Annotated in this window: 21 protein-coding genes; 8 read left to right on the top strand and 13 right to left on the bottom strand. The window is 63.6% G+C overall.

The window, feature by feature from the left end; translation table 11 throughout:
- Window positions 1-15 precede the first annotated feature (15 nt).
- Window positions 16-792 (bottom strand): response regulator transcription factor, encoded by a 777-nt coding sequence (locus tag YUU_RS0105880; RefSeq protein ID WP_027521557.1) that lies wholly within the window; start codon window positions 790-792, stop codon window positions 16-18.
- Window positions 793-1,042: 250 nt separating this feature from the next.
- Complete coding sequence (locus tag YUU_RS61035) at window positions 1,043-1,600, bottom strand: hypothetical protein (RefSeq protein ID WP_245287958.1); 558 nt, start codon at window positions 1,598-1,600, stop codon at window positions 1,043-1,045.
- Window positions 1,601-1,886: 286 nt separating this feature from the next.
- On the opposite strand from YUU_RS61035, the gene YUU_RS0105865 reads away from it, so the two are divergent.
- The gene (locus tag YUU_RS0105865; RefSeq protein ID WP_027521555.1) at window positions 1,887-2,165 is read left to right on the top strand and encodes a hypothetical protein; all 279 of its coding nucleotides are present in this window, start codon (window positions 1,887-1,889) and stop codon (window positions 2,163-2,165) included.
- Between the two features lie 54 nt (window positions 2,166-2,219).
- Here YUU_RS0105865 and YUU_RS0105860 read toward each other — a convergent pair whose 3' ends face one another.
- The 10 genes from YUU_RS0105860 to YUU_RS58380 all read right to left on the bottom strand — a co-directional run bounded on the left by YUU_RS0105860 (window position 2,220) and on the right by YUU_RS58380 (window position 12,218).
- Window positions 2,220-4,091 (bottom strand): bifunctional sugar phosphate isomerase/epimerase/4-hydroxyphenylpyruvate dioxygenase family protein, encoded by a 1,872-nt coding sequence (locus YUU_RS0105860; RefSeq protein ID WP_027521554.1) that lies wholly within the window; start codon window positions 4,089-4,091, stop codon window positions 2,220-2,222.
- A complete protein-coding gene (locus YUU_RS0105855; RefSeq protein ID WP_027521553.1) occupies window positions 4,088-5,146 on the bottom strand; it encodes a Gfo/Idh/MocA family protein in 1,059 nt (352 codons plus the stop codon). Before YUU_RS0105855 ends, YUU_RS0105860 begins: the two co-directional genes overlap by 4 nt.
- Entirely contained in the window at window positions 5,143-5,880 is a 738-nt protein-coding gene (locus YUU_RS0105850; protein WP_027521552.1) for an ABC transporter ATP-binding protein, read from the bottom strand. Before YUU_RS0105850 ends, YUU_RS0105855 begins: the two co-directional genes overlap by 4 nt.
- Window positions 5,881-5,890: 10 nt before the next feature.
- The gene (locus tag YUU_RS0105845; RefSeq protein ID WP_027521551.1) at window positions 5,891-6,634 is read right to left on the bottom strand and encodes an ABC transporter ATP-binding protein; all 744 of its coding nucleotides are present in this window, start codon (window positions 6,632-6,634) and stop codon (window positions 5,891-5,893) included.
- The gene (locus YUU_RS0105840) at window positions 6,631-7,629 is read right to left on the bottom strand and encodes a branched-chain amino acid ABC transporter permease (RefSeq protein ID WP_027521550.1); all 999 of its coding nucleotides are present in this window, start codon (window positions 7,627-7,629) and stop codon (window positions 6,631-6,633) included. The genes YUU_RS0105845 and YUU_RS0105840 overlap by 4 nt, the downstream gene beginning before the upstream one ends.
- Window positions 7,626-8,501: a branched-chain amino acid ABC transporter permease gene (locus tag YUU_RS0105835; RefSeq protein ID WP_027521549.1), complete on the bottom strand. Its 876-nt coding sequence runs from the start codon at window positions 8,499-8,501 to the stop codon at window positions 7,626-7,628. Before YUU_RS0105835 ends, YUU_RS0105840 begins: the two co-directional genes overlap by 4 nt.
- 167 nt (window positions 8,502-8,668) lie before the next feature.
- Complete coding sequence (locus YUU_RS0105830; RefSeq protein ID WP_027521548.1) at window positions 8,669-9,796, bottom strand: ABC transporter substrate-binding protein; 1,128 nt, start codon at window positions 9,794-9,796, stop codon at window positions 8,669-8,671.
- Window positions 9,797-9,854: 58 nt separating this feature from the next.
- Entirely contained in the window at window positions 9,855-10,730 is an 876-nt protein-coding gene (locus YUU_RS0105825; RefSeq protein ID WP_027521547.1) for a shikimate dehydrogenase, read from the bottom strand.
- A gap of 129 nt (window positions 10,731-10,859) precedes the next feature.
- Window positions 10,860-11,798 (bottom strand): LysR family transcriptional regulator, encoded by a 939-nt coding sequence (locus YUU_RS0105820; protein ID WP_027521546.1) that lies wholly within the window; start codon window positions 11,796-11,798, stop codon window positions 10,860-10,862.
- A 243-nt stretch (window positions 11,799-12,041) separates the two neighbouring features.
- On the bottom strand, window positions 12,042-12,218 hold the full coding sequence (locus YUU_RS58380; protein ID WP_198031701.1) for a hypothetical protein: 177 nt from the start codon (window positions 12,216-12,218) through the stop codon (window positions 12,042-12,044).
- Between the two features lie 175 nt (window positions 12,219-12,393).
- On the opposite strand from YUU_RS58380, the gene YUU_RS0105810 reads away from it, so the two are divergent.
- From YUU_RS0105810 to YUU_RS0105780, 7 genes are all read left to right on the top strand, one after another.
- The gene (locus tag YUU_RS0105810; protein WP_027521545.1) at window positions 12,394-13,122 is read left to right on the top strand and encodes a LuxR family transcriptional regulator; all 729 of its coding nucleotides are present in this window, start codon (window positions 12,394-12,396) and stop codon (window positions 13,120-13,122) included.
- 80 nt (window positions 13,123-13,202) lie between these two features.
- Complete coding sequence (locus YUU_RS0105805) at window positions 13,203-13,862, top strand: acyl-homoserine-lactone synthase (protein ID WP_027521544.1); 660 nt, start codon at window positions 13,203-13,205, stop codon at window positions 13,860-13,862.
- Between the two features lie 10 nt (window positions 13,863-13,872).
- A complete protein-coding gene (locus tag YUU_RS0105800) occupies window positions 13,873-14,088 on the top strand; it encodes a hypothetical protein (protein ID WP_245287957.1) in 216 nt (71 codons plus the stop codon).
- Window positions 14,089-14,523: 435 nt separating this feature from the next.
- Window positions 14,524-15,441, top strand: coding sequence for a branched-chain amino acid ABC transporter permease (locus YUU_RS0105795; RefSeq protein WP_027521542.1), 918 nt, complete (start codon window positions 14,524-14,526; stop codon window positions 15,439-15,441).
- Window positions 15,438-16,382 carry a branched-chain amino acid ABC transporter permease gene (locus YUU_RS0105790; RefSeq protein ID WP_027521541.1) on the top strand — a complete coding sequence of 315 codons (945 nt, stop codon included), beginning with the start codon at window positions 15,438-15,440 and terminating at the stop codon, window positions 16,380-16,382. Before YUU_RS0105795 ends, YUU_RS0105790 begins: the two co-directional genes overlap by 4 nt.
- Complete coding sequence (locus tag YUU_RS0105785; protein WP_027521540.1) at window positions 16,375-17,142, top strand: ABC transporter ATP-binding protein; 768 nt, start codon at window positions 16,375-16,377, stop codon at window positions 17,140-17,142. Before YUU_RS0105790 ends, YUU_RS0105785 begins: the two co-directional genes overlap by 8 nt.
- A 4-nt stretch (window positions 17,143-17,146) precedes the next feature.
- On the top strand, window positions 17,147-17,860 hold the full coding sequence (locus tag YUU_RS0105780) for an ABC transporter ATP-binding protein (protein WP_027521539.1): 714 nt from the start codon (window positions 17,147-17,149) through the stop codon (window positions 17,858-17,860).
- 213 nt (window positions 17,861-18,073) lie between these two features.
- Here the strand turns inward: YUU_RS0105780 and YUU_RS0105775 are convergent, their stop codons facing one another.
- The gene (locus YUU_RS0105775) at window positions 18,074-18,373 is read right to left on the bottom strand and encodes a hypothetical protein (RefSeq protein WP_027521538.1); all 300 of its coding nucleotides are present in this window, start codon (window positions 18,371-18,373) and stop codon (window positions 18,074-18,076) included.
- Window positions 18,374-18,584 lie beyond the last annotated feature (211 nt).

Here is an 18,584-nt window from a genome sequence, read left to right as displayed (position 1 = left end):
ATCGCGGGTTGGCACCTATACCTCGGGAATCGAAGACGCGTTCGCGTCGGTGTCGCGACCGTGTGCTGACAGTCGTCCGCTCCAGCGGAGAACCGCCTCGGTGCGGTTGCGGGCGGCGCATTTTCGCATGATGTGCTGAATGTGCATTTTGACGGTGTTTTCAGAGAGATTCAGCTTGGCGGCAATCAACTTGTTGGGCAGACCAAGCTCCAGTTCCGTCAGCACCTGCTGCTCGCGAGGTGTGAAATCGGTCGTATTCCTGTCGGCCGAGCTCCTGTCACCATTCGAGTACGCTGATGCAAGTGCGCGAGGATATGACTGGTCGAGCCCGGGTGCCTTGCTCAACTCGATGACCGGCAGTGGCCTGTAAACCCCGCCGGCCAAAACAAGGCGCAGACCGGCAACAGCGACTTCGATGGGAAGCGAGGTGGGGAAGAAACCACGCACACCCCGCTGCATTGCGGCGAGTGCGGTGGCCTCGTCATCACGATTGGAGATGAGGGCGATTGAGGCGTTCAGGCAGCCCTCGGCGATCAGCGCAAGATCGTCCTCGACGGTGCGATCGTCCGGCGGCTTGTCCCCGATGCTCAGCGCGACCAGACGAACGTCCCGTGTGGGCACGCAATCCAGTCCCTGGGTGGTCGCCATGTCGACGATCTCGAGCGACGCCAGCTCGCGCCTGAGGATGCTCAGAATGCTGGTGCGCGTGAGCGTGAGCGGCTCGATGAGCGCCAGGACAGGCAACTGCAGGGATTCGTTGAGCCGTTCAGCGGAATGAACCTGATCGTGCATAATATCCTCGAATGCAAAGAACTCTGTAAGCTCACCTCACCAATTCCGCGACCGCAACGCATTGCGCATCGGGAAGCCGATGCATCAGTTCTGTCTTGCGGTCCTCCTGCGCACCCTTGGGCCGGGGCGCAGCTGTCAGTTCAGTTGCCCGGAAATTCTTTCCACGCAATTCATCGCACGGCCGCGCGCCTGGCGATGCACTCCGGTCTTCATCGCGCGCAAACCTCCCTTTTCGCTTTCACCTCACGCTCTAGTTGCAGATGTTGCGATAGGCGACCGCCGCCGCCGAGCTTGCCGGTCCGTCGACAACGTAGGCATCGTTCTCCTTCACGAGATAGAGAAAGGGCCGTTCTCCGGTCTCCTCCCCTGACGCATTTTTCCCTTTGACGCGCCCGCAAATGGTGTCCACGGAACGCCCCAGTGTGTTCTTCCTGTTGGCCCGCTTCATATCGCTGAATTCGGCGGAGTTCGGATTCTCCATCTTTGCTGCGATCGAAGTCTTTGCCTTACTCAATACGGAATCTTCCGCGGCCGAATTGGATGGCGAGACGCGGATCCGTGTCGCCGGAGGCGCCGCTTTGGCCAGAATGGTGTCGCCGCGCTTCTTCTCCGATGGCCTCTTGCTCGATCCTGCCGCGGTCGCAGGACTCGCCTTTGCAATCGAGGGATCCGGCCCGGGGGCAGCAGGCTTCGCTGTCGGCGGTTGAGCCATTGCCACCCTGTCAAAACAGGGTTGCGAGCCGCAGCCCAGGAAGTAACCCTGAGAGGGGGCAAAGAAGCCAAAGCCGATCAAAATTCCGGCCAGCACGCCAATGAAAAGCAGTCCCATCCGATTCGACTCCCCGGGGGCGGAGCTCGGTTCACACTTATGACTAAGACGTACTTTTGCGCTGGTGACCCATTAGTTGCGCAAAAGCATTAAGCGCTCATTAAGCGTTTTTCAGATCAGAGGTTGCGTATCATGCGCTATATCGCGCGAAGATTGATTTAATCGGCGCGTCGCGTGACCTTGCGCTGGTCCGATTTCAGACTCAAATCCGCCAGCGACTCAGTGAATTCCTTCGAAGGCTCGGGGGCCTGTTCGGGGATTTGCCATGAGTAACGAATATTTGCCGCTCAGCGAGAAACAGGAAGCTATTTCGACTGCGGACGATGCCGCGTCCAATGATGCGTTGAGATTCCTGTCACCACAGCTTCTGGAGGAGTTCGACGACGATGAATCGCCGCCAGATGAGGTTCTGCGGCTCCTTGAGGAGAATGCGCGGCTTCGTGCGCTTGCGGTCGAGCTGTCGAACCTCGTCGGAAACCTGTCCGATCGAGAGTGGGATGCCGCGCTGACGCCTGCCGAAGATCGTCGAAAGCCCGGTAAGTAGTCAGAGTTTGGCTGCTGTCGCCATCAAATGCAGCAACAAACGTGCTGCATCCACTCAGATCCTCGGCATGCTCGCGGGGCGAACCTCGCGCGCTTGCGCTGCGAGGCGGATGGCGGCGTTCGCTGCGCCAAAGCCCTGGTAGTTGCGACGCTCGACGATCTCGAAGAAGAAGCGCTCGTCGAAAATGTGGGTGTAGACCTGGAAGAACTCGCCGTCGCCCTCGCGGTCGTAGAGGATCTGGTTCTCGCGAAGCTGCGCCATCACCTCGGGCGCGAGATCGTACTTGGCTTCGATGTCGTCGTAGTAATTGTCAGGGATTTCCAGAAACTCCGCACCGCGCTCGCGCATGGCGGCTACCGTCGCAAAGATGTCCTGGCAGGAGAAGGCGATATGCTGCACGCCTGAGCCAAAAAACTCAGAGATGAAGCGCGCCGGCAGCGTGCGGTTGGCGGAGGAGCCGTTGAGCACGAAGCGCAGGCTCTGGTCGCCATTGATGATCGCCTGGCTCTGCACGAGGCCGCGCGGGTCCGCGATCTCCATCTGCGGAAGGCGGGTCAGATCGAGGATGCCGGTGTAGAACAAGAGCCAGGACAGCATCTCGTCATAGGGCATCGACTGCGCGATGTGGTCGACCGCGAGAAGCTGATCGGCGCCGGCGTTGCTTGCGATCTCTTCGAAATCGGTGTCCCAGTTCTTGCCGGCCTGGTCGAGGAAATAGAGCAGGCTGCCGCCAACGCCGTGGATCGCAGGGATCTCCAGCTCGCCCGGACCGACCGGAGAATAGAAGGTGCGCGCTTTCAGGGCTTCCGCGCGCGCCATGGCGCGGCCGGAATCGTCGACGTCGAGCGCGATGGCGCAGACGCCGGGGCCGTGCGTGACGTAGTGCGAATGCGCAAAGCCGTCGGTCTCGCAGTTGATCACGAGCTCGACCTTGCCTTGCGTCCAGCGCTCCACCGCCTTGCTGCGGTGCTTGCCGGTCTTGCGGAAGCCGAGCTGCGAGAACAGGCCGGCAAGCTCCTCCGCCTTGGTCTCGTTGACCGCGAACTCGACGAAGCCGGTGCCGCGGGTCTTCGCCTTCGGTGCGAGTTGCTTGTCGGCGAGCTTCGGCCATTTTGCCGCGAGCTGGTCCTGCAACAGGATCAGCGAGCGCAGGCCGTCGGTCGCCGTCTGCGCCGCGGAGCCGGCGCGGAACTGGTCATTGAAGATTTCCAGCGACAGCGGCCCGGCATAGCCGGTCGCCGCGATCGCCTCCATGAATTCGCCGACAGGCAGGTCGCCCTGGCCGGGGAAGGAACGGAAGTGCCGGCTCCAGGAGAGGATATCGAGCTCGAGCTTCGGCGCGTCGGCAAGCTGTACCAGAAAGACCTTGTCGCCGGGGATCGAGGCCATCGCGCGTGTCGGGAAGCCCGGCGCCAGCGCGTGAAAGCTGTCGAGGATGACGCCGATCGCGGGATGGTCGGCACGGCGCACGATCTCCCAGGCATCCCGGTAGTCGTTGACGTGACGTCCCCAGGCCAGCGCCTCGTAGCCGACGCGCAAAGAGCGCTTGGCAGCGCGATCGCCTAGCTCGCGGAAATCGTCCGCGGCGCGGTCAATGCCGCCGAGCGAGGCCGGCGAGACGTTGCTGCAGATCAGGAGGAGATCGGTGCCGAGCTCCTGCATCAAATCGAACTTGCGCTCGGCGCGGGCAAAGTTGCGCGAGCGCTGCGGCTCCGGCATGCCCTCGAAGTCGCGGAACGGCTGGAAGGCGCAGATCTCGAGATTGAGGTCCTTGCAGAGGCGCGCCACCTCGCGCGGGCTCGCGCCGAACGACAACAGGTCGTTCTCGAAAATCTCGACGGCATCGAAGCCGGCCGATGCGATTGCGCGGAGCTTTTCGTCCAGCGCGCCGGAGAGGGAGACCGTTGCGATCGAGCGCTTGTTCATGCTGCCTGCTCCATGATCCGGCCCGGCGATATCTTTTGTCCCGTGCGCGCCGCTTCACTGACGGCTTCGACCACGGCGAGTGTTCCCATCGCGTCTTCGACCGAAATCAACGGTTGCTCGCGGCCGGCGATCACCGCCTGGAAATGCCGGAGCTGCTCGGCGAGCGGATCGTAACCGGAAAGTGCGACGGGCTCGCGAACCAGCGGCGCGTGCCAGCCGGGATTTTGTGGGTAGGACCACAGCTCCATGTTCGGCACCGACAGCGAGCCGTTCGTGCCGGCAAAGACGTAGCAGGGCTGGTCCTGCTTCGGGTAGACTGCGTTCTCGCCCGCGGTCAGCTCCCAGCTCCACGGTGCGGGCGTCGCATCGGACACAGTCACGGTACCGAGCGCGCCATTGGCGAAGCGCAGCAGCAGCGCGGCGGTGTCCTCGACCGCGAAGCCGCGAACCTTGTTCGAGGTCAGCGCCTGCACCTCGACGATCTCGCCGCAGACGAAGCGCAGATTGTCGATGTCGTGAATGAGATTGATCAGCAGCGGTCCGCCGCCCTGTTCGCGCCGCCAGACGACCTCGAAGTAATCGTCGGGCTTTTTCAGGAGCCACAGCCCGACCACTGCGGTGAGCTGGCCGAGCTTGCCGTTCGCCACCGTCTCGCGCGCGGCCTTGATGATCGGATTGTGCCGGCGGTGGTGGCCGACCAGCATCGGCACGCCGCTCTGCCTGACCGCCGCGCAGAGACGTTGTGCGGTGGCGACCGTGTCGGTCACCGGTTTCTCGATCAGCGCCGGCGTCTTTGCGGCGACGCAATCGAGCGCCATCTGGAGATGCAGCGCATTCGGCGAGGCGATGATCAGCCCGTCCGGCTTTTCCTGCTCCAGCAGCGCGCGGTGATCTGCGTAGCAGGGCGTGCCGCGCGCCTGCGCATAGTCTTTCGCCGCGGGCGAGGGATCGGCGATGCCGGCAAGCGCGCAATCCGGCGAGGCGTCGATCAGCTCGATATGGCGGCGGCCGATCAGGCCGGCGCCGGCAACGGCGATGCGCATTTTCTCGCTCATGCGGCACTCTCCTCCATGGCGCCGCCAAGGAAGAGCTGGCCGATGCGCGGGTCATTCAGGATGCGTTCGGCCTTGTCGAACATGCGGGTCTGGCCAAGCTCGAGAACAATGCCGAAATCGGATATTTCCAGCGCAGAGCGCGCGTTCTGCTCGATCATCAGGATCGTCACGCCGCGGTCGCGCAAGGATTTGAGGATATCGAAAGTCTGCTGCACCATCAGCGGCGACAGGCCGATCGAGGGTTCGTCGATCAGCACGAGTTTTGGCTCGAGCAGGAGCGAGCGTGCGATCTCGAGCTGTTTCTGCTCGCCGCCCGACAGTGTCGAGGCCTGCTGTGCAGATTTCCGCCGCAGTGCCGGGAACAGGTCGAGCGCAGCCTCGATGCGCCCGGGCAAGTCGATGCCCTTCTCGGCCGCGACGCCGCCGAGCTCGATGTTGTGACGCACCGATAGCTCCGGAAAAATGTTGCGGCCCTGCGGGACGTAGCAGATGCCGGCATTGAGCAGGGCGCGCTGGCTCAAATTCGTGACGTCACGGTCGGCGAAGCTGATCTTGCCCTCGCGCAGCTTCAACAGGCCGAAGATCGCCTTGAACACGGTCGACTTGCCGGCGCCATTAGGGCCGATGATGGTGGTGATGGTGGCTTGCGGCACGGCGAACGTGGTGCCGTTCAGGATGGTCATCTTGCCGTAGCCGCCGACGAGATTGTGAACCGAGAGGATCGTGTCGCTCATCGCTCGCTCCTCAATGTCCGAGATAGGCTTCGATCACGGCGGGGTTCTTGCGCACCTCGTCCGGCCGCCCCATCGCCAGCACCTTGCCTTCCGCCATCACCATCACGCGCGAGCACAGCGACATCACGAATTCCATGTTGTGCTCGATCACCACGAAAGTCGCGTTCTTCTCGCGGTTGATCGCGATCAGGCGCTCCTTGAGGTCCGACAGCATCGTCGGGTTGACGCCGCCGGCAGGCTCATCGAGCAGCACGAGCCGCGGTCCGCCCATGAAAGCCATCGCGGCATCGAGCAGCTTCTGTTGGCCGTAGGAGAGGCCGCCGGCCGGCTCGGCGGCGAGATGATCGAGCTTGAAGAAACCGATCATCTGGTTGGCGGCGTCCGTCAGCCCGGCGTCGGAGCGGCCGACGAGGCGCGAGGCCATGTTGCCCTGGTGCTCCTGTCCGGCAAGGATCAGGTTCTCGCGCACCGAGAGTTTTGGAAACACCTGCAGGAGCTGGAAGGTGCGGCTGACCCCGAGCTTGTTGAGCTCGGAGGGGCGCAGGCCCGTGACGGTCCTGCCGTCGAGCTTGACCTCGCCGCTGCTTGGCGTGAGCTGGCCGAGGATGCAGTTGAACAGCGTTGACTTGCCGCAGCCGTTCGGCCCGATCAGGCCGAGGATCTCGCCTTCGCGGACATCGAAGCTGACGCCATCGACCGCTGAGATGCCGCCAAAGTTCTTCTTGATATTGGTGACTTCGAGCACCGCACTCATTGCGCCGTCTCCAGGCGGGATTTCGCGACGGCCCTGAGCGCAGACGCAGCCTTGGTGCGTCGCGCGGCCATGTAGCGATCGAGGATCCCCAGAATGCCGGTCGGCGACCAGATCAGGAGCAGCATCACCGCGATCGCGTAGAGCATCAGGTAATAGCCCTCCGTGAAGCGCAGCCATTCCGGCAGCAGCACCGCGATCATCGCGCCGAGGAAGGGGCCAAAATAGAAGCCGGCGCCGCCGACGATCACCATCATCAACAGGTCGAGCGAGAGCGACAGGTTGAACGGCACCGGATCGATATATTGCGTCAGCGGCGCATAGAGCGCGCCGGCGATGCCGCCGAGCGCCGAGCCGATCGCGAACGCCATCAGCGTATAGCGGCGGGTGTCGACGCCGAGCGATTGTGCGCGCAGCGGGTTCTCGCGCAGCGCGATGAAGGCGCGGCCCCAGGGCGAGCGGATCAGCCACCAGACGGCGAGCGACACGATCGCAAGCGAGCCGAGGCAGACATAGTAGAACGGCAGCGGCTTGTTGGTCGCGATGCCGAAAATATGCGGCCGCGGAATATTGGAGATGCCGTAGATGCCGCCGGTGAGCCAGCTCTCGTTGCGGAACACCAGGAAGGCGAGGGTGGAGAAGGCGAGCGTGACGAAGGCGAGGTAGTGGTGCTGCACGCGCAGCGCCGGATAGCCGAGCACCCAGCCGACCGCGAAGCTCAGCACGATGGCTGCTGCGATCGCGGCGGGCAGCGGCCAGCCATGGGTCGTCATGATTGCCGCGGCGTAAGCGCCGATGCCGACGAAGGCGCCCTGGGCCAGCGAGACCTGGCCGGCATAGCCGAGCGTGAGGTTGAGGCCCATCGCGGCGATCGTCATCACGGCCCACTGGCTCAGGATGAACAGGCCGTAGCGATTGAAGTTCATGGGAACGACGATCAGCGCGGCGATGACGGCGATGCCAAGCGCGATCTTCAGGGGTTTGGCAAATCCGCTCATACCGTGCGCTCCTCTGCGCGGCCGAGCAGGCCCTGGGGACGGAACAGGATGACGATGATCAGGACGAGCATCGGCACTGCCGCGCGGTATTGGGTCGAGACGTAGGAGGCCGCGAGATTATCGAGCACCCCGATCAGGAGGCCGCCGGCGATCGCGCCGCGCACCTGGTTGAAGCCGCCGACGATCGCGGCGATGAAGGCGGCCTGGCCGAGTACCTCGCCGGAAGAGAATTTCGCCAGATAGATCGGCGTGATCAGCAGCGAGGCCAGCGCGACCAGGAAGGCGTTGATCAGGAAGGTCAGGAGGATCATGCGCTCGACGGGAACGCCGATGATGCGCGCCACTGTCGGGTTCTGCGCCGCGGCCTGCATCTGGTGGCCGAGCGAGGTGCGGTTCAGAAGCGTGGTCAGCCCGACCACGGCGAGAATGGCGACGACGAGCACGCCGATGCTTTGCAACGAGACCGCATGTCGAAAGACAGAGATGTCACCGGTCGGCACGATCGAGGGGAAGGGCGAGGCCTCGGCGCTGAAGAACTGCTTCACGGCTTCCTTGATGCCGATCGCTAGCGCCATGGTGGCAATTGCCAGCGGCAGCACGCCATGGCGCATCATCGGATCGACCAGCAGCATCTTGAAGGCGAGGCCAAGCAGGACCATCGACAGCAGGATGCCGAGGATGATGGCGAGCCAGAACGGCGCCCCCACATGCATCGCCGCCAGCATCAGGAACGCCGGCAGCATCACGAACTCGCCTTGCGCGAAATTGATCGTCTGCGAGGTCTGCCAGAGTAGCGTGAAGCCAACTGCCACCAGCGCGTAGATCGCGCCTGTTGCAAGTCCCGCGACCAGAAGATCGAACAGATTGGACATTTTCCCCTCTCCCCGCGCTGCGTTCTTCTCCCTCTCCCCGTTCTTACGGGGAGAGGGTGGGGTGAGGGGCCCTCTCCGCGAGCTCATCGCTCACCGTGTCCGCGGAAGCAGCCCCTCACCCCAACCCTCTCCCCGCGAAGAGCGGGGAGAGGGAGTATCGCACGCGCTCACTTCAGCTTCGGCAGCACCTGCTTCACCACCTGCTTGCCTTCCACGACCTCGACCAGGAAGCTCTGGCGATCGATGTCGCCGGTATCGCTGAAGGTGACGTCCATCAGAATGCCCGGCTCGTCTGCGGCCTTGATGGTCAGGCCGTGCAGCGTGTCGGCGAACGCCTTGGAGTCGACCTTGCCCATCTTCTCGGTGGTGGCCTTCACCATGTAGACGGCGAGGTAGCCCTTCAGGCCGTTATGGTCGGGCACGTAGTTGTACTTCTTGGAGAACCGATCGCGGAAGCCCTTGATCAAGTCGACTGGCGCATCCGTGGTGAGGCCGACATGGCCGCGCGCGCCGTTGGCGGCATCGCCGGCCAGCTCGATCACCTTCTGGCCGATCAGCGTGGTTTCGCCCATCAGCGGCGCGGTGACGCCTTGGCGCTTCAGCTCTTTGAGGATACGCGCGCTTTCTTCTTCGTTGAGATAGACGAACACCGCGTCCGGATTGGCAGCCTTGATCTTGCCGACGTCGGCGGCAAAATCGGCCTGGCCCGCTTCGGTGGAGAGATCGGCGACCACCTTGGAGCCGAGGCGCTCGAGCTCCTTCACGACGACGTCGCGTCCGCCGCGGCCGAAGTCGTTGTTGACCCAGACCACCGCGACCGACTTCGCCTTCATGTCGTCGTGGATGTACTTGGCGACCTTCGGCATCGAGGATTGCTGGCCGAAGGAGGTGCGGAACAAGAACTTGTTGCCCGCTTGCGTGAGCTCGGCGGCCTCGCCACCCATGATCTGCGCGATGCCGGCTTCGGCGGCGAGTGGCGCGGTGACCTTTACCGATCCGGAATAGCCGGGTCCGAGCAGCACATAGGGCTCGGCGTCGAGCGCCTTCTGGACCTGCGCGCGTGCCACGCCCGGGTTGGACTGCGAGTCGGCATGGGTGACCTCGAGCTTGCGCCCGAGCACGCCGCCCTTGGCGTTGATCTCCTCGATCGCGAGATCGATGCCGTTCTTCCAGTTGGTGCCGACGGTGGCGCCGCCGCCGGACAGCTCGGCGACGTCGGCCAGCTTGATCGGCTGCGCAAAGGCGCTCGTTGCCATGGCAACCGCAAGCAGGGCGCCCAGTAGTGTCGATTTCATCTCACTCCTCCCGTTTCTCTTCAGTTATGCAAGCGGCCTTGTTTCCGGCCGCTTTCCGTCAAGCTGCCTGATAGGTGGCGCTGCGCGCCGCCATCACGGCGTCAAAAGCCTCGCCCATGACCTCGGTCGACGGGGCAAGGCCGGTGAACAGTTCGAACGCGTCCGCGGCCTGGTAGATCGCGAGCTCGCGCCCGGTCATGATCCGCGCGCCCTTGGCCTGCGCGGCCGCGAGCAGCGGGGTGATCAGCGGCGAATAGACGGCATCGGCGACCCAAAGGTCTGCACGCAGCAGCGCCGTCGGCACCGGCGTGTCGCGGTTCGGAAGCATGCCGACCGGCGTGCCATTGATCAGGCCGGTTGCGCCCTCGAGCGCATCCTCGACGCTCGAGGCGACCTTTGCGCCGTTCTCGGTCAGGAGCGCGGCGAGCTTCTCGGCCCGCGCCGGTTCGCTGTCGACGATGCGGATGTCGGCGACCTTCTGGCTCGCCAGCGCAAAGGCGATCGCCTTGCCGACGCCGCCGGCGCCGATCACGGCGACCGCATTGCCCGCGGGCGCCAGCAGCGGCGCCACCGCACGGGCAAATCCCGTGGTATCGGTGTTGTGGCCGATCAGCCGGCCATCCCGGACGACGACGGTGTTGACCGCGCCCATGGCGGCTGCGCCCGGCGCAAGCTCGTCGAGCAGCGGCACCACGGCTTCCTTGTAGGGATAGGTGACGTTGACGCCGGCAAAGCCAAGGCGCCGCACGCCCTCGAGCATCATGCTGAGCCCGGTCGCATCCGCGCCGGCGACCTCGATGAGCTGGTAGTGGCCGCGCAGCCCCAGCGCCTCGGCGGCGCGCTCGTGCATGGCGGGGGAGGCGGAATGCTTAATCGGCGCGCCGATCAGGCCGGTGAGGAGTTTCTGAGATACAGCAGGTCGGCGCGTTGACATGATCCGGATTGGTCTTGGTGTGTGTTTCGCCACGCGGTGTTGCGCGGAAATCGGCAAAGCTCAAGCCCGACGATAGCCTGTCTCCGGCCTAACACAATTACCCATCTATCCTGCAAACCTAACATAATGTTATTTTCTGCGTCCACGCGTCGCGGCGCCCTTCTGGCCGCTGCGCGACGGCTCGACCGCGCGCATCTCGGCGCGGAGCTGCTCGATGAAATATTCGACGTGGAGCGAGAGCGGGGCGCCGCGCTTCACCGCGATGTAGGTGTCGAACCGCGTCGGCTCGGTGATCTTCAACAGCTCGATGCCGGGATAGCCGCCATGGGCGACCGTGAACTGGTCGATGATCGCGATCCCGAGGCCCGCCTTCACCAGCGCGCACACCGTGGTGCCGAAGCGGGCGCGGATGGTGATGTTGTAGTCGAGCCGGTGACGGGCAAAGATCTCGGCCATGATCCGCCCGTAAGGATCGTTCGGATCGATGCCGATCAGCGGATAGCGTGTGATTTCGGCCGCCGAGACCTGCTTGCGGCCGGCGAGTTCATGGCCGGGCGGCACGATGCAATAGAGCTCGCCGGAAGCGAGCGGCATGAAGTCGAGGCCGGAATGTTCGAGGCGGTAGCTCATCGCGACGCACTCGCCGCGGCCGAGCATGAGATAGTCAATGGCTTCCTCGAGCTTCAGGATGTTGATGTCGATGCCGATATCCGGATAGCGCCGCCGGACGCGCTCGATCGCGCGCGGCACCATCACCTGCGAGATGCTCGGCACCGAGCCGATGCGCAGCTCCGACAGTCCGCCGCGGCCGATCTTGGAGATGATCTCGGAGAGGTCGTCGACCTTCTTGTAGACGCCGTTGATCTGCTCGAAAATGTTCTCGGCCTCGGGCGTCGGAAAGTAGCGTCCGTTCTGGCGCTGGAAGAAGCGGATACCGAGCGAGCGCTCGGTGTATTTGACGAGACGGCTGATGCCGGGCGCCGAGACGTTCAACAGCTTCGCGGCGCCGCCAATGGTTCCCGTCACCATCACGGCACGGATCACTTCAACCTGGCGCAGCGTCATCATGCTCTAGGATAATCCCCGACGAACGATCGTGAGTGACCATCATTTCACGACAGGCGTCATGTCATCCAGCCGCAAATGCCTGTCAACGTGCGTAAGCTCGGAATGCTTGCCCTCTCCCACAAGGGAGAAGGGGAAAACCAAAATTCGCGGTGAGATTGTTTCGACTAAATTCAGTGCGTTCGAATTGAAAAGCGGCGCAGGTTGCGCCAGCGTTTCATCACACGCTATTGCTGCAATTGCGTTCTAGCGTGCCGGCCCGTCGGGCGAAACGCTATCGGGCAGCTCGGTGCGTTCGCTTTCCAGCACCTCGCGCGCGAACTCGATGATCTTCTGCTTGTTCGTGGTCTCGCGCACAGCGAAGAACACGCGGTTGAGTTCCAGGCCGAGCACGCTGTTGAGGGCGATGTTCTCATCTTCCATCGTGGCTTTCCCGCTCCAGACGATGGAGGTGTATCTTGACCCCCCTTCCTCCACAAGTAGATTAAACCTTCAGAGCGTGTTGCACCGTGAAACTACGGAGGCGACGCATTGAGGCGACGCCCGAGTCAGGTTACAACGCGATCTGCGCAGGCAGGCAGGGGGCAGGAACGAACCGATGTCCGCCGTGGACTATGGCCGCGAAGCTCTCGACTTCATCGAAGGACTGGAAGCCTACAGTAGGGTTCCGGATGCGATGGACGCGCTTGAGGCGGCATTTGGCCGCTTCGGCTTCGAGCACATCATCGTCACGGGACTGCCGAATCCGGAGCAGCACTTCGAGCAGATGGTGCTCGCCAAGCGCTGGCCGGCGGAATGGTTCAGGATGTACACCGAGAGGAACTACGTCCGCTTCGATCCGGTGATCCGGATGTGCCGGCAGTCGGTGAATCCCTTCGAATGGTCGGAGGCGCCTTACGATGCCGAGCGGGAGCCCGGTGCGGTGGAGGTGATGAATCGCGCCACCGATTTCCGCATGTCGCGCGGTTTCGTCGTGCCGATCCACGGACTGACCGGCTATGAGGCCGGCGTTTCGCTCGGCGGCGTGCATCTCGATCTCAACGCGCGAAGCAAGCCGGCGCTGCACCTGATGGCGATGTATGGCTTCGACCGCATTCGCCGCCTGCTCGATCCGCGTCCGACGCCGCCGGCGCTGCTGACGCCGCGCGAGCGCGAGGTGATCGCCTGGGCCTCGCAAGGCAAGTCGGCCTGGGAGATCGGCGAGATACTCCACATCACGCAGCGGACCGCGGAAGAGCATCTTGCAACCGCTGCGCGCAAGCTCGGTGCCGTCAACCGTACGCATGCAGTCGCGATCGCGATCAGGCACAAAATCATCAATCCATAAGCTCTCACTGGGAAATTTCCCAATATCGAATCCGCCTCTTTTCAACGAGGCTTCCCCCGTTTCGAGGAACGGGGGATTTCATGATCCACGCAGTTTCATCGGCGAATCGCTATCTGTACGAAGATGTCGTCGAGCAACACTTCCGCTTGCGGCACGAGATATTCGTCGACGAGCGCAAGTGGGAAGCGCTGCGCAAGCCCGACGGCCGCGAGATCGACGCCTACGACGACGAGGATGCGATCTACATGCTCGCGCTGGAGAGCCGCCGGGTGATCGGCGGCTACCGGCTCTATCCGACCACCAAGCCGACGATGATGAGCGAGATCTTTCCGCATCTCGCTGCGGTGCGCGGCTGTCCGGCGGACGCGCTGGTCTGGGAGTGGTCGCGCTTCTTCGTCGCACGTGATCGCCGCGACGGAACCGTCAATCTGCAATTGATGGCATCGGCACAGGAGTTCTGTCTCGACCAGGGCATCGAGCGTCTCTGCCTCGTCATGGAGACCTGGTGGTTGCCGCGCTTCCACGACATCGGATTCGTCGTCACGCCTCTGGGATTGCCCGCGCTGGTCGACGGCTCCTGGACCATGGCTGCCACGATCGACGTTTGCCGGGAGTCGCTCGATATCGTGCGCGAGCGGATCGGCATGGCGACGGTCGTGCGCCAGGACGGTCCGCGCCTCAATGCCATCGCCCGTGCCAACACCTGCGGCCTCACCGCCGCGCAACGAAAGACCGCCTGAGATGTCGAACATGATGCGAGACAGCCAAACCCTTGCGAAGCTCAAGAAGAAGATGAAGGAAGAGAATCTCGGCTACATGTCCGACATGGCGCTCGAGCTGGCGCAGATGGCGGACGATTGCGGCCACGCCACGCTCGCCTATCTGTTCCGGATGGCGGCGCTGGAAGCCTCCACCGTGGATTCCCCCGCTGCCGACGATTTTCCTCACCACATGAGGTCGCACTAGTTGCGGCGATGATCCTGCTCGCTCTCCCCGTCCTTGCGGGGAGGGGGAGTTCTCTTTTTCCCTCTCTCCCGGAAACAGGGCGAGGTAATAGCACCGGTCGCAGTGCAACGGTGCCCTCCCGCAGGATCGCCCCGAGCATGCACATGGGTTGTGTGCGAACGCAGACGACAACCTGACCGTTCAACATCGGTCGAGCCGGTCCGTTGAGGACAGGTGCGGCAGGTTGACCCATCCTCACAGCAATCTTCTTGCTTGGCGCGCTCATCGCCTGTTCGATGAGATGCAACAAAGTGCATGTCGGGCGCAGAATCGCTCTTGCGTCGGAACGATACTGCCGTTACCGATTTTGGCCTTGAAGAGGCAGGGGGAGCTCTTTCACTGATGGCGGCCGTGTTCGAACATCGGCGCAACGTGATGCGTGGCTGAAGAGCATCGATGCTGCTCGTCATCGAACAATTCCTCAACGGATTGCAGTTCGGGCTGCTTCTTTTCCTGCTGGCCGCCGGCCTGACGCTGGTGTTCGGGATCATGGATCTCGTCAACCTCGCGCACGGGTCGCTCTACATGATGGGCGCCTATTTCGCCGCGACCTTCGTCGCATGGACCGGCAATTTCCTGCTGGGCGCGCTGCTCGCGCTGGGCGCGACGCTCGTGCTCGGCATCGTGCTCGAAGTCGTGGCACTCAGGCATCTCTATGGACGCGACCATCTCGACCACGTGCTCGCGACCTTCGGCCTGATCCTGTTCTTCAATGAAGCGGTGCGGTTGATCTGGGGGCCGGCGGGCCTGGCGCTGCCGCTGCCGCCCTGGCTCACCGTTCCGGTGCCGATCCTGCCCGGCATCTATTATCCGGCCTATCGGCTAGCCATCATCGTGGTCGCGCTTCTGGTCGCGCTGCTGCTCTATCTCGGTGTGATGCGCACCCGCATCGGCATGCTGATCCGCGCCGGCGCCTCCAACCGCGAAATGATCGGCGCGCTCGGCATCAACATCAAGCTGCTCTACACGCTGGTGTTCGGCCTTGGCGCGGCGCTCGCGGGCCTCGCCGGCTTGATGCAGGCGCCGATTCTCACCGTGCAGATCGGCATGGGCGAGAACATCCTGATCCTTGCCTTCGTCATCATCGTGATCGGCGGCATCGGCTCGATCCGCGGCGCGTTCCTCGCAGCGATCTTCGTCGGCATGATCGACACGCTCGGCCGCGCCTTCCTGCCGAACCTGCTGCGCCAGATCCTGAGTTCAACCGCAGCGTCCACCGCCGCGCCCGCGCTGTCCTCGATGCTGATCTATCTCTTGATGGCGATCGTGCTGGTGGTGCGGCCGGAGGGGCTGTTTCCAGCCAATCGTCGATGAAGGCTTTGACCGTGAGCAAGGCCGTCACGGCCCTGGTGCTGGCAGGCCTCGTGCTGCTGCCGCTCTATTCGCAGCTGTCCGGCAACATCTTCATCTTGACGTTGTTCACCCGCATCGTAATCCTGGCGCTCGCGGCCGCGAGCCTCAACCTCATCATGGGCTATGGCGGCATGATGAGCTTTGGCCACGCCGCCTATCTCGGCATCGGCGGCTACGCGGTCGGCATTCTGGCGCAGGAAGGCGTCGGCTCGGGCTTCATCCAGTTCCCGGTCGCGCTTGCGGCGTCCGCGCTGTATGCGCTCGTGATCGGCGCGCTGTCCTTGCGCACGCGCGGCGTCTATTTCATCATGATCACGCTCGCCTTCGCGCAGATGGCCTATTACGTCGCCTCGGGCCTCGCGCGCTACGGCGGCGACGACGGTCTCACCGTCTACAAGCGCAGCGATTTTTCCGGGCTGATCAATCTCTCCGGCCGCGTGCAGTTCTACTATCTTTGCCTCGCCTGCCTGCTCGGGGTCATCTTCCTGATCTGGCGCATCGTCAATTCGCGCTTCGGTCTCGTCGTGCAGGGGCTGCGCTCGAATGAGCAGCGCATGCAGGCGATCGGCTTTCCGGCAAAGCGCTACCAGCTCGTTTGCTTCGTCATATCAGGCACCATGTGCGGCCTCGCCGGCGCGCTGCTCGCCAACAACACCGACTTCGTCAGCCCGGCCGTGATGTACTGGACCCGATCCGGCGATCTCATGGTGATGGTGATCCTAGGGGGCATGGGTACGCTGTTCGGCCCGGTCATGGGTGCGGTGGTGTATCTGCTGCTGGAAGAATTCCTGTCGCAGATCACCGAATATTGGGCGCTGATCATGGGCCCACTCTTGCTGCTGATCGTGTTGTTCGGGCGCGGCGGCATCATGGGCCTGCTCGGGAGGGCTGGTCGTGGCTGAACCGCTGCTCCGCGTCGAAAAGCTGGTGCGCCGCTTCGGCGGCATCACCGCGACCGACCATGTCTCGCTCGATGTTTCGGCCGGCGAGCTGCATGCCATCATCGGCCCGAACGGCGCCGGCAAGACCACGTTGATCAGCCAGCTCACTGGCCACCTCTCGCCGCATGCGGGCAGCGTCTCGCTCGGCGGGCGCGACATCACGTACCTGCCGGCCTATCGCCGTTGTGCGCTGGGGCTCGCGCGCTCGTTCCAGATTACCTCGCTGCTGCTCGACTTCACCGCCGCGGACAATGTCGCACTCGCGGCGCAGGCGCATGCCGGCACGTCGTTCCGCTTCTTTGCCAATGCGCGGAAGGAGCGATCCTTGCGCGATGCCGCGCACGCCGCGCTCGATCGCGTCGGCCTGTCGCATCGCGCCGATGTCGTGGTGAGCAGGCTCAGCCATGGCGAGCGGCGCGAGCTTGAGCTTGCGGTCGCGCTGGCGAGCAAGCCGAAAATCCTGCTGCTGGACGAGCCGATGGCCGGCCTTGGCGTGACCGAATCCCAGCGCATGGTGAAGCTGCTTCAGGATCTGCGGAAAGAAGTCTCGATCGTACTGGTCGAGCATGACATGCCGGCGGTGTTCGCGCTCGCCGATCGCATCTCGGTGCTGGTCTATGGCCGCGTCATCGCCTCCGGCGATCCGGCTGCGATCCGCGGCAATGACGAGGTCAAGCGCGCCTATCTCGGCGACCAGCATGTGGTGACGCGCCATGGTTGACCGGATGGCCGACACGCTGCTCGACGTCGACGGCATCGAGACCTGCTACGGTCTCTCCCAGGTGCTGTTCGGCCTGTCGCTGTCCATCAAGGCGGGCGAGATGGTCTCGTTGATGGGCCGCAACGGCATGGGCAAGACCACCACGATCCGCTCCATCATGGGCCTGACGCCGGCACGCGCCGGCGCGATCCGCTTTGCAGGCTCAGAGGTGCGGCAGCTTCCGTCCTACAGGATCGCGAAGCTCGGCGTCGGCCTGGTCCCCGAGGGACGCCAGATCTTTCCCAATCTCACCGTGCGCGAAAATCTCGTCGCGGCTGCCGCCGACCGCTTCGGCAGCGACAATCCCTGGACGCTGGCTGCGATCTACGTCTTGTTCCCGCGGCTGGCCGAGCGCGCATCCAACATGGGCAACCAGCTCTCCGGCGGTGAGCAGCAGATGCTCGCGATCGGCCGTGCGCTGATGACCAATCCAAAGCTCCTGATCCTGGACGAAGCGACCGAAGGCCTCGCCCCGCTGATCCGCGAGGAGATCTGGAATTGCCTGTCGCTGCTCAAGAAGCGCGGTCAGTCCATCCTGGTCGTCGACAAGAATATCGACCACCTCGCCCGCATCTGCGACCGCCACTACATCATCGAGCGCGGCAAGACGGTGTGGAGCGGCACCTCGGACGAGCTGACGGCCGAGCCGGAATTGCAGCACCGGTATCTGGGGATTTAGGTTTTCGGCAGCTCTACCGCGCGTCGGGGGTGAGGGGTGATATCCTCGTGCCAGCCTTTCGGTGTCGTCCTGGCGCAGGCCAGGACCCATACCGCGGAATCTATCGATTGTGAGTGGTGGGAGTACCGGACCACCGATCTTCATCAAACTCCTCCCTGGGGTAATGGGTCCTGGCTTTCGCCAGGACGACATTGGGGAGGTAGTCGATCCAAATCACCAATAGATCCCGTGGCGATGCAGTTCGCGGATGACGCGGGCTTCGACTGACGGTTCGCGATGCCTGGGCTTGCTTGAAGCCGTCGTCTTTGGCTCGGTGGTCGCGGCGGGAGCGGTGGTTTGCGCGGGCGGTGTTGCCATCGGCGTAGTCGTCGTTGTCGTCACCGTCGCCTGCGGCGTCGTGGCGGCCGTCTGCTCGTTCGCATTGGTGGCGGCGACGCTCAGGCTCCGCGAGCCGCCGGCATAGGCCTGCGTTGCCAGCAGCGAGATTGCGGCAGTCATGACCAGCTTGCGCATGGGATTCCCCGCTATTTGGTCAATCCGCCTTACCTAAAGGTAGCAGTCGCGCTCAGCGCGACAGGCGGTGCACGCCGATCTCGATCAGGGTGGTGCGGCAAGACAGGCGGTAAATCAGGCTGAACAATTGACCCCACATGACCGAACTCCATTGTCTGATCATATGCTGGCAACCTAGCTCCGCAATCTTTCCGGCTGTTTTCGAGGGATG

It is taken from the genome of Bradyrhizobium sp. Ec3.3 (genome assembly GCF_000472925.1).
In the GTDB taxonomy this organism is placed as follows: Bacteria; Pseudomonadota; Alphaproteobacteria; order Rhizobiales; family Xanthobacteraceae; genus Bradyrhizobium.
Note: the sequence above shows the minus strand (reverse complement) of the source record. Positions and strands in the feature narration are given on the sequence as shown.